Here is a 9,315-nt window from a genome sequence, read left to right as displayed (position 1 = left end):
TGTGTGAGTGGAAAGGTGTACATATAGTCGAAGCGGAATGCTGCCCCGATCATGTTCATATGCTTCTTGAAATACCGCCAAAGATGAGTGTTTCAAGTTTTATTGGGTACTTGAAAGGAAAGAGTAGCTTAATGTTGTACGACCAATTTGGCGATCTTAAGTTTAAATACCGGAATCGCGAGTTTTGGTGCCGTGGATATTACGTAGATACAGTTGGAAAAAATAAGGCAAAGATACAAGATTACATTAGGCACCAACTTGAGCATGATAAGCTTGGTGATCAATTATCTCTTCCATATTCTGGAAACCCGTTTACGGGTCGCAAGTAACAGAGATGCAGATGCCAGACGAACGTGCGCCTGCTAGGGCGCTGCTAGTAAGAAAGCCTTATAGGCGCATATGAAGAACCCCCAGCTATGCTGGGGGGTACCTTTATGGTTGCTGCATGGCGAAGAAAGGTGTTTGATTAATTTTTAAATAATAAGCTTAACTATTTTTTCAGGAATCCGATAAAGTACTTTGTAAAATATGCATTGGACATAATTACTCTGAGGAGAGCGCAGGAATGAAAGGCCTTAGCATCGAATGGAAAATTTTGTTGATTGCCTTGATCGGACCGCTGGTCGTTGCTTTTGTAATGGCAGTCAGCTGGGTGCGGGATATTAAGTCAGGCGCGGAAGAAGCAATTCTTGAAAAGAGTCGCAGTATTGTGCTGATGGCCGAAGCGACCCGTAACCAGATGGCGGATAAACTGGAAACGGGAGTGTTGCGTCCGTTTAGTGAGTTGCCGCCCGATAAAGTTGTTGCTGCTGTTCCTGTGGTAACTGCAATGCGTGCCGCTGCTGAAAATGCAGAAAAAGCAGGCTATCAGTTTCGGGTGCCCAAAGTCAGCCCGCGAAATCCTCAGAACACTCCCACCAAGCTGGAACTTGATGTTTTAACCAAGCTGAAAAAAGAAAATTTGACTGAGTATATTGTACGTGATGAAGACACCATCCGGTATTTTCGTCCGATTCGTCTTACTCCGGACTGCCTGTTCTGCCACGGTGACCCCAAAGGGGAAAAAGATCCCACCGGGGGAGTTAAGGAAGGTTGGAAGTCGGGAGAAATTCATGGCGCTTTTGTGGTTATCAGCTCATTGGATGATGCCAAAGCGCGCGTGCAGCAGGCTACGCTCGGAGTAGGCGGGGCGACCATAGGTATATTGATTGTTATAGGCCTTTTTGCGCGTTTTATGCTGGGCCGGAGTGTTCTTTCTCCTCTTGCAAGGCTCCGTGAGTATGCATCGGCAGTTGCCGGGGGCAATCTTGGCGCTAAGCCTGAGGGAGAGTATCAGGCTGAGCTTGCCATGATGCGTGACTCTGTTTCTACCATGGTTACTAATTTGCGCAGCAAAATGGACGAGGCAGAAGCAAGAACTCAGGAAGCAGCAAGCCAGACCCGCAAGGCGGAGGCTGCGACAGAAGAAGCCAAAGAGCAGCAGAAGAAAGTTTCCGAGCTGCTCGGAAGCATGACCCGTGTTGCTGCTGAAGCCAAGAGTATCTCTGAACAGGTTTCTTTTGCAGCACAAGCACTCTCGGCACAGGTAGATGACGTTGCTCAGGGTGCGGGGCGGCAGTCTGACCGTACGCGGGAAACTGCAGTGGCTATGGAAGAGATGAACTCAACTGTTATGGAAGTGGCGCGTAGCTCTGGAAGTTCAGCTGAAACAGCAGACCGCACTCGTGAAAAGGCTCTGGCCGGTGAACATGTTGTAGAGCAGGTTGTTGTTTCCATCGGACAGGTAAATGACCGTGCACAGACTTTGCGTAACGAGATGGCAGGGCTTGGTAAGCAGACAGAGGATATCAGCCGGATTATGGATGTGATCAGTGATATTGCAGACCAGACAAACCTGCTGGCACTGAACGCTGCCATTGAGGCCGCACGTGCAGGCGAAGCCGGACGTGGCTTTGCAGTGGTTGCCGATGAGGTGCGCAAACTTGCCGAAAAGACAATGACAGCCACCAAGGAAGTCGGTGACGCCATTAACACTATTCAGCAAAGTGCCCGCGATAATGTGCAGCACGTGGAAAGCTCGGCCCATGCAGCGGATGAGGCCACGGCTAAAGCACAGGAAGCCGGAGAGTCCCTGAAGGAAATAGTGGCTCTGGCAGAGCATACTTCCGATCAGGTGCGTTCCATCGCAACAGCAGCGGAGCAGCAGTCTGCCACCAGTGAGGAAATCAACCGTGCTGTTGATGACATAAGCTCCATTGCCAGCGAAACTGCTGATGGTATGGAACAGGCGGCTGAAGCTGTGGCGCGTCTTGCTGATCTTGCAGCGCAGCTTGAAAAGTTGATTGATGAACTGAATCAGCAGGCATAGCCTGTCAGCCTGACTTGGTACTTTAAAAAAGATAGCGGCCCGTCATATTGGCGGGTCGCTTTTTTGTATGCAGAAACCCCTCCGCTAGGCAGGAGGGGGACTTTTTTTATCGGCTGGTCCTTTTGCCGCAACGGGCAAAGCCGGTATTGCAGCGGAATGTGGCTCTAGCCAAATGTCTTTGTATGGGCGGAAGGCTGTTGTGCGTTGCTATGAATGGCCGAATTCCTGCCCGCTTGGGGGCTTGCTTCAAAGCTCAGCTGGCAACCTTCTGCAGCTGTAACTGACGAGGGCGAGAGACGGTATTGCCGTGTTTGAATGAATCGAAGCGTAGCTGCCGCTGTTCAGGGTATGCTGGAGAGAGGCAATGCATGAAAAAAGCCCGCGGGATGCGGGCTTTCATACTATGCGGGCAGTGCGTTAGTGCTGCGCTGCAAGAACATTGCTTTTTGGCAACGGAAAGATGGTGTCGTATGCCAGGTTAAACAGAAAAGCATAAACAGGAATACCCACCAGAAATCCGGCATCGTAGACCAGTGCTTCAATAAGACTGAAGTTAAGCCACCACATGATGACAGGAATAGTCATAACCGCAAAAACGACTTCGAAAAAGACCGCATGTATCGCACGGGTTATAAAAGGGCGCGGCAGAAGCGGCTTGCCCAGTGCCAGCAAAGCCTTATCAAAGAGTACATTGTAAATGTAGTTTGAGGCCATGGCGAGAATGCTCATGATAACGCTGAGCACTCCGATTTTTTGCATAGATACACCAAGCAAAGGCGGCAGAATAAGAATAAGCAGCACCATGAGTACTGCTTCAAAAAGAATCATATGACGAATTCGATCCATACGCGTGCGCATGAACACCTCCGGAAAAAAGAAAACAGGGCAACGGGGCCTGCCGGATGTGTCAATTTCGGGAGAACGTCTGGTCGGCTGCTGTAATGTCCGCATGGCTGGGCCATGTACGGGGGTCGGACAAAAAGTCAGGGGCGATCAGAACGAAATGACGAAAAGTTTCCGGCAGTGCCGCTTGCCCATCATGTGAGGAATGAACTATCAGAAACACAGACAGTGTAAAGATAGTGTCTATCTAAAAAACAGATGGAGTATTGATGCTTTTTTCTTTGGAACAACTTGAAGCATTTCAGGCTGCTGCAGAAACAGGCTCATTTTCTGCGGCGGCACGTAAGCTGGGTAAAGCGCAGTCCGCGGTCAGCACGGCAGTAAGTAATCTCGAAATCGACCTCGGGGTTGAGCTGTTTGACCGCTCCGGACACAAAGCCATGCTGACTCCGGCAGGCGAAACCATGCTGCGGGAAGCATGGATGGTTCTTGGCGAATGCGAACGTTTTAAAGAACGTGCTGTTGCCATTGCCGGCGGGCAGGAAGCAAAGCTTAGTCTGGCTGTGGACGACGCGTTACCGATTGACTGGTTTGTGGACGTGCTGGCAACCTTCGGCGAGCGTTTTCCGCTTGTGCAGCTTGAAACATATTACGGTGCCATGGGTGATGTCGCCCGTATGGTGGGAGATGGTCAGGCGGACCTTGGCATTGTGATGCCTGTAAGCGGAACTCCGGCAGCTATTGACGCTGTGCTTATCGGGCACATGGCGTACGAGCCTATTGCAGCCGCAAGCCACCCTCTTGCAGGATTAAAGAAAGTCGGCAGACGCGATCTGATGCGCTACCGCCATATTGTTGTTGCCAGTCGTATCGGTGACAGAGAGCCGGACTGGGCGGGACATGGCGGACCGGTGTGGCTGCAGGAATCCACCTATGCCACATTGCAGCTGGTATTGCGTCAGGCCGGCTGGGCATCATTGCCGCGGCATCTAGTAGAACGTCACGTCGCTGAAGGGCGGCTGACAGTGTTGCCGCTGGATTTTCATTCAGTAAAGTTTATGGCACCGGTTTTTATAGTGCGGAAACCGGGAGCAGCGCAGGGTGTAGCAGGCTTGTGGTTGCGTAAGGCACTGGAGCAACTGACGCTGGACGATTAGTGCAGTGGCAAGGAACTGATTTGTCTGCCTGAAAATTCGCTGAATCTACTTAGATAGAGAGGCATAAGCGCGGTATGGGTGCCGTATGTGCTGCACTATGCGTTATAGCTGGCGTTGGGCGACAGGACAGGAAAAGACTTTCAGCTGCATGATTGGTATTTTTACTGCGTTGCGTAAGAATGCTTCGCCGGTTACTGGGGCTGTTCCCCGCTTTGCAGCCCCGCAAGAGTAATCATCTGGTTGTAGCATTCTTCAAGAGGCTGCCTGTCTTGCACGTGTTGCTGCAGGAAGTTGTTGATGTTCGGTACCATGGTAATGGCTTGGTCAATGTCAGGGTTTGAACCTTGCGCATAGGCACCGATGTTGATCATATCTTCCACCTTGCGGTAGGTAGCCAGATAGCGTGTCAGGATTCTGCCCGCTTCAATGACTTCCGGCGGGCAAATATCGCTGCGCAGACGGCTGATGGATTTGAGCACGTCAATGGCAGGGTAATGACCTAAGTCTGCAAGGTCGCGGGTAAGCACTATGTGACCATCCAGAATGGACCGTACGGCATCTGCAATGGGTTCGTTAAAGTCGTCCCCGTCCACCAGCACTGTATAAATCCCTGTGATAGTGCCTTTTTCGCTGCGGCCTGCGCGTTCCAGCAGCTTGGGCAACTGGGCGAATACGGTGGGAGTGTAGCCTTTGGTGGTGGGCGGTTCGCCTACGGCAAGGCCGACTTCCCGAGCAGCCATGGCAAAACGGGTGACGGAGTCCATCATCAGAAGTACGTCTTTGCCCTGATCACGGAAAAACTCTGCCACAGCAGTGGCGGCATATGCTGCCCGCATACGGACAAGGGGCGACTGGTCACTGGTGGCAATGATCAGCACCGAGCGGGCCATACCTTCAGGTCCGAGGTCCTTCTCGATAAATTCCACAACTTCACGGCCGCGTTCGCCGACAAGCGCGATGACGTTGACATCGGCAGACGTGTACCGTGCCATCATGCCCATAAGCGTAGATTTGCCAACGCCGGACCCTGCCATAATACCTACACGCTGGCCTTTACCAAGAGTAATCAGGCTGTTGATACAGCGAACGCCTACGTCCAGAGGGGCGTCGATACGGGGGCGCAGCAGGGGGTTGGGCGGCTGGGCATAAATGGGATTCTGGCCGCTGACAGGCGGCATGTTGCCGCCGTCCATGGGCTTGCCGAAGGCGTCAAATGCATGGCCCAGCATTGCTTCTCCTACCGGAAACAAGGGGGGCATACTGGTATTGCGGATCAGGCTGCCCGCCTGAACACCGCGCATGTCACCATACGGCATGAAAAGAATATTACCATCCCGAAATCCGACAACTTCTGCGGGCAGCGGCTCGGCATCGCCTTCGGGGATGATATGGCAGACAGCACCCAGCGGGGCTTTTACGCCGCAGCCTTCCGCCACAAGGCCGACAACTTTGTTGACCTTGCCGTACGTTTCCACAAGCTGCACCTCGTGCAGAAGATCAAGGCAGGATTTCGGGTGCATGGTGATGTTCCAGAATCAGAAAAAAGAATGTGGCTGTGCAAAAAATACACACCGCGGGCTGTTACATGCCGCTGACAGATCCATCAGGCCCGTCAGAAGGCAGTTGGAGTTGCGACAGAATTTCGTCCACAACGGCAAGACGGCCCTGCACTGTACAGCTTGCCATGCCGTCTGCGTTTTCTATGACCAGCCCGCCGGGCTGAACTGTTGCGTCCGGTTTTACGCTCCAGCGCTCCAGCTCGTGCATACGCTCCTTGGCTGTGTTGACGATGTCTTCCACGGCGGGGGCATCTTCGGGATTGCACCGGATGGTCAGGACGCGGCGGGAATCGAGAGCCTGCGCGGCTTTGGTGAACATTGCTTCAAGCAGTGCCTGCCGTTCAGCGGAAAGCTCCAGTGCCACGGCGCGCTGAACACATGCCCGCAGCAGGATGACAAGTTCCTGACGCCAGTCGTTGAAGAAGCTGGTGCACTGAGCCTGAATGGCCCCCAATACGGCGGAAACAGAGTCGCCCATGGTGGTGCGGAATTCGTCCAGTTCCTGCTGCGCCTGCGTGATGCCTTCTTCGTACCCGTGCTGCTTGGCCTCTTGGCGGATGCGGGTTGCGTCGGCATTGGCTTTGTCCAGAATGGAACGGGCCATTTCTTCTGCACGGGCGCGGACACGGGCAAGATATTCCGCCTCGGTGTTTTCATCCCATCGCGGCGAGTTGCGATTATCCTCAAGCTGAGTGAGGGTACGCTCGCTCATGGGGCTGGGGCCCATGTAAATGGTGCCCCAGTTCTTTGCAGACGTATCGTTAGATGAAGACATCTCCGCCTCCGCGTCCGATGACTATGCGGCCTTCCACTTCCAGTCGACGTACGGTTTTGACGATGTTCTGCTGAGCTCCTTCCACATCTGCAAGACGGGTGGGGCCCATAATTTCCAGATCTTCGCGGATCATGGTGGATGCGCGTTCCGACATGTTCTTGAAGAACTTTTCCTTCAGGTCGTCGGATGCGCCGCGCAGAGCCATGGTCATATCCTCGTTGGAGATTTCCTTCATCAGTTCGCGTATTGCGCGGTCGTCCAGCGAATTGACGTCTTCGAACACGAACATGAGGTTGCGGATATCTTCTGCCATCTGCGAGGATTCTTCTTCGATTTCGGAAAGAACTTCTTCCTCGGTGGCACGGTCCACAGCGTTGAGAATTTCTGCAACGGACTGTACGCCGCCCACTTTTTTGCCTTCTTTGCCGCCCATGGCGATAAGCTGTGTCTGCAGAACCTTGTCCACTTCCATCAGCATGTCTTCGGGTACGGCTTCCAGCCTTGCCAGACGCATAAGTACCTCGGGGCGAACGCCTGCAGGCAGGTTGCTGACAAGTTCTGCCGCCTGATCGGCATGCAGGTGTCCCAGAATAAGAGCCAGTGTCTGCGGGTGTTCGTTGCGCAGAATCTGTGCAAGAATACGGGGGCTGACGTTTTCCAGCTCGCGGAAAGGCGCAGGGCCGGATTCCAGCGACAGAGCTTCCATGATGTACTTGGCAGTATCGCTGTCGAGGTTCTTCATCAGCATACGCTTAACCGCATCTTCACCACCCATGATAAGCTCTTTGCCGGTGACAAGGGCGTGGTGGTATTCGCGCAGAACCGCCTCCACGTCTTCCTTGGGTACGGTGTCCAGTTCAACCATGGCTTTGGATATGGCCGTAATTTCAGACCGATCCATGCGTTTGAACACCTCGGAAGTAAACTTGTCACCCAGTGCAAGCAAGAGGATGGCTGTCTTTTTAGGACCGCTAAGCTGCTCCGCCAACTTTGGCTCCTTCGCTGTCTTTCAGCCAGCTTTTCAGAATGCCCACTGCCTGTTCCATATTCTGTTCGGAAAGCTGCAGGGCATGGGCTTTGATGTCGTCAATCTTTTTCAGGGCATCCATGGCGTCCAGATCGTCCTCGCCCTCAATAAGGGCAAGGCGTTCTTCGCCGGTAGGCAGGCCTTCCAGACCTTCCACCATTTCGCCTTCCACTTTAGGCCGGATAAGGGCCAGAACCACGGGGCGTACCACCATGACCAGGAAGAGGAATACCAGCAGTGCATTGAGCAGAGGCTTGCCCAGACGCAGGGCGTAATCCATGATTATTTCAGCAAGCGAAAGCTCAAGTCGTTCATCCGGCCCGCCGAATGAAATGCTGCTTACCTCAATAACGTCGCCGCGCGCACGGTCAAATCCGACCGCACTGCTGACCAGCTGACGGATTCGTGCCATTTCTTCATCGCTGCGGGGAACATATGTCCACGCTCCCGTCTCTGCGTTCTGTTCATACGTGCCGTCAACGATTACCGCAACACTCAGGCGGTCAAGTTCACCCACGGGGGCGACGATATTCTGCTCTTCTTCGTTGATTTCAAAGTTGGTGCTGCGGGTTTCACGGGTGGAGTCTTCCGTGCTTGTACCGCCGGACATGCCGTCACCGCGGAAGTTCGCTTCCGGTACACCTGCATTGACGTTTGAAGAACCTTTACGGGTTTCTTCACTGCGTTGCTCGCTGCGCACAACTGCGCTTTCAGGGTCGAACAGTTTTTTGCGGATGGTTTTCTGCGAAAAATCAAGATCGGCGTTGACCTTGGCAATTACTTTGCCGGGGCCGATAACCGGGTAGAGAAGCTCTTCAATGCGGCGTTCAAAATTCTGCTGCATGGTCAGCTTGTGCTCAAGCTGAGTGGAGGTCATGCCGCTGAGCGAGTTTTCATCATTAGGATAGTACAGAATTTTACCGGTCGTATCGGCGACGGAAATTTTACCCTGATCCAGACCTTCCACGGACATTGTCACCAGATTGACGATTGCCTGAACATCTTTTTCGTCCATTTTTTTGCCGTCCTGCATTGTCAGGACAACAGAAGCGGAAGGCTGCATCTGCTCTTCGATGAACAGGCTGCGGTGTGGAATAACCAGATGTACGCGTGCGCTTTCCACTGCCGGAAATTCGGCAATGGTTCTGGAAAGTTCACCCTGCAGGGCACGCTGGTAGTTGATTTTCTGCACAAAGTCCGTCTGGCCGACTTTAACTTCGTCAAAGATTTCAAAGCCGATGCCCTGACCCACCAGCGAACCTTCACCCGCAACCATCAGACGCATGTCATACACTCTGTCTGCGGGAACAAGTACGCTGGTACCGCCATTTTCCAGCTGGTACTTGACCTTTTGCGCCTGCAGAATGGTAACAACGCGGTTAGCGTCCTCGGGCGAAAGCTTGGAATACAGAACCTTGTAGTCCGGCTGATTGATCCAGAAAATAAGGCCGAAGAAAATGCCCACCACGACCAGAGTTAGGCCGACGATGAAGACCCGCTGCGACATGCTTATGCGGGTCCAGAATGATTTTGCCTTATCTACTGCGGAATTCAGGGCTGCCATGTGTCTCCTCCGGAAGAATCAA

8 protein-coding genes are annotated in these 9,315 nt (G+C 53.1%); 3 read left to right on the top strand and 5 right to left on the bottom strand.

What is annotated here, in order from left to right; genetic code table 11:
- Together tnpA and ACK5LI_RS10415 are read left to right on the top strand one after the other, a co-directional pair.
- A partial coding sequence (tnpA, locus tag ACK5LI_RS10420; protein WP_416948977.1) for an IS200/IS605 family transposase occupies positions 1 to 329 on the top strand: 329 nt, incomplete at its 5' end.
- A gap of 236 nt (positions 330 to 565) precedes the next feature.
- Positions 566 to 2,368 (top strand): methyl-accepting chemotaxis protein, encoded by a 1,803-nt coding sequence (locus ACK5LI_RS10415; protein WP_416948975.1) that lies wholly within the window; start codon positions 566 to 568, stop codon positions 2,366 to 2,368.
- Positions 2,369 to 2,785: 417 nt separating this feature from the next.
- On the opposite strand, the gene ACK5LI_RS10410 is transcribed toward ACK5LI_RS10415, so the two are convergent.
- Positions 2,786 to 3,226, bottom strand: a complete 441-nt coding sequence (locus ACK5LI_RS10410; protein WP_416948973.1) for a PACE efflux transporter — start codon at positions 3,224 to 3,226, stop codon at positions 2,786 to 2,788.
- Positions 3,227 to 3,480: 254 nt separating this feature from the next.
- Here ACK5LI_RS10410 and ACK5LI_RS10405 point away from each other — a divergent pair, with 254 nt between their 5' ends.
- Positions 3,481 to 4,368: a LysR family transcriptional regulator gene (locus tag ACK5LI_RS10405; protein WP_416948971.1), complete on the top strand. Its 888-nt coding sequence runs from the start codon at positions 3,481 to 3,483 to the stop codon at positions 4,366 to 4,368.
- Between the two features lie 191 nt (positions 4,369 to 4,559).
- Here the strand turns inward: ACK5LI_RS10405 and ACK5LI_RS10400 are convergent, their stop codons facing one another.
- The 4 genes from ACK5LI_RS10400 to fliF all read right to left on the bottom strand — a co-directional run bounded on the left by ACK5LI_RS10400 (position 4,560) and on the right by fliF (position 9,293).
- The gene (locus tag ACK5LI_RS10400; RefSeq protein WP_416948969.1) at positions 4,560 to 5,888 is read right to left on the bottom strand and encodes a FliI/YscN family ATPase; all 1,329 of its coding nucleotides are present in this window, start codon (positions 5,886 to 5,888) and stop codon (positions 4,560 to 4,562) included.
- Positions 5,889 to 5,949: 61 nt separating this feature from the next.
- Complete coding sequence (locus ACK5LI_RS10395) at positions 5,950 to 6,702, bottom strand: FliH/SctL family protein (protein ID WP_416948967.1); 753 nt, start codon at positions 6,700 to 6,702, stop codon at positions 5,950 to 5,952.
- Positions 6,689 to 7,690: a flagellar motor switch protein FliG gene (gene fliG, locus ACK5LI_RS10390; protein ID WP_416948965.1), complete on the bottom strand. Its 1,002-nt coding sequence runs from the start codon at positions 7,688 to 7,690 to the stop codon at positions 6,689 to 6,691. The genes ACK5LI_RS10395 and fliG overlap by 14 nt, the downstream gene beginning before the upstream one ends.
- The gene (fliF, locus tag ACK5LI_RS10385; RefSeq protein ID WP_416948963.1) at positions 7,674 to 9,293 is read right to left on the bottom strand and encodes a flagellar basal-body MS-ring/collar protein FliF; all 1,620 of its coding nucleotides are present in this window, start codon (positions 9,291 to 9,293) and stop codon (positions 7,674 to 7,676) included. The genes fliG and fliF overlap by 17 nt, the downstream gene beginning before the upstream one ends.
- Positions 9,294 to 9,315: the final 22 nt, after the last annotated feature.

Origin of the sequence: Oleidesulfovibrio sp. (assembly GCF_047973035.1) — a bacterium.
Taxonomy (GTDB): Bacteria; Desulfobacterota; Desulfovibrionia; order Desulfovibrionales; family Desulfovibrionaceae; genus Oleidesulfovibrio.
This window is presented reverse-complemented; position numbering and strand designations above follow the sequence as displayed.